A 1,094-nucleotide genomic window follows, 5' to 3' on the forward strand; every position below is an offset into this window, starting at 1 on the left:
GATGTTCCTTAAGGGACGCGTTCGCTTCATTAAGCTGAACGGCACGCGGGGGTACCGACATGATGCAACACCTTTGTTGTTAAAAATATCAATCATTGATCTTTTCTGGTTTCAGTCAACCCGAACGGCCTGCCGAAGTCAAGCGAGGCCTTTTTTGCCCTAAAAAAGCGCTGCAAGGGCATTTATGGGGCACTTTGGGGCGGTTTTTTGCCTTTGGCACGCTTGGCACCCGCGGGCTTGAGCAGGCCGTGTTGTATTTTTTACGGGGGTGTTGTGTAAAAAAATGAACAAGGCTAAGCTCCGATCAAACCCATAACAGCAATAATACCGGGGTGCTTCATGTCTCGCCTGCCGTTAATCGGCATCACCGACTGCTCGCAACAGTCCGGTCTGCATGCTCATCACATCAGTGGCGACAAATCCGTCCGTAGCGTAGCCAGCATGGCGCGTGGCCTGTTGACGATGTTCTCGCAAGCAGCCGCCCATACGGCACCGTCCGATATTCTGGACGTACGGGCAAGCATCCTCTTTATGGCGTCTCCTTCCAATATAGTTCTCTTTCTCTTCCAAAGCCTGCGCCGCTCCCCACGTCGTGCTCATGATTCTGCACGCGCGGCTGCACGTTTCCAGAGTGCACAAGAAATGCAACGCCAGCGTAAAGGGCAGGTAAGCTCTTCTTTCATTGTCTATGCGCGGTGCCAGGCGTAAGCCGGCACTGCGCGCAAGCAAGCCCCCTTTAACGCGACGCACAAGCGTCAAACTTTGCCTGACCTAGCGTCAGGAGACTCAGCCCAGAGGCATTTATGAGTAACAACCTCGACCAGCTCACCGATTGGTTGAAAGACCACAAGATCACAGAAGTCGAATGCATGGTCGGCGACTTGACCGGCATCACCCGGGGCAAGATCTCGCCGACCAACAAGTTCATCGCCGAGAAAGGCATGCGCCTGCCAGAGAGCGTGCTGTTGCAGACCGTGACCGGCGACTATGTCGAAGAAGACCACTATAACGAACTGCTCGACCCGGCCGACATCGACATGATCTGCCGCCCCGACCAGAACGCCGTGTACCTGGTGCCGTGGGCCATCGAGCCC

1 protein-coding gene and 1 pseudogene are annotated in these 1,094 nt (G+C 55.1%); both read left to right on the forward strand.

What is annotated here, in order from left to right; genetic code table 11:
• The first annotated feature begins 339 nt into the window (after positions 1-339).
• A complete protein-coding gene (locus ACIOWA_RS28085) occupies positions 340-708 on the forward strand; it encodes a glutamine amidotransferase (protein ID WP_401162942.1) in 369 nt (122 codons plus the stop codon).
• Positions 709-803: 95 nt separating this feature from the next.
• Positions 804-1,094, forward strand: a pseudogene (locus tag ACIOWA_RS28090) (glutamine synthetase); the annotation flags it as partial.

The sequence above is a fragment of the Pseudomonas sp. NPDC087614 genome (assembly GCF_044743485.1).
Classification (GTDB): Bacteria; Pseudomonadota; Gammaproteobacteria; order Pseudomonadales; family Pseudomonadaceae; genus Aquipseudomonas; species Aquipseudomonas baetica_A.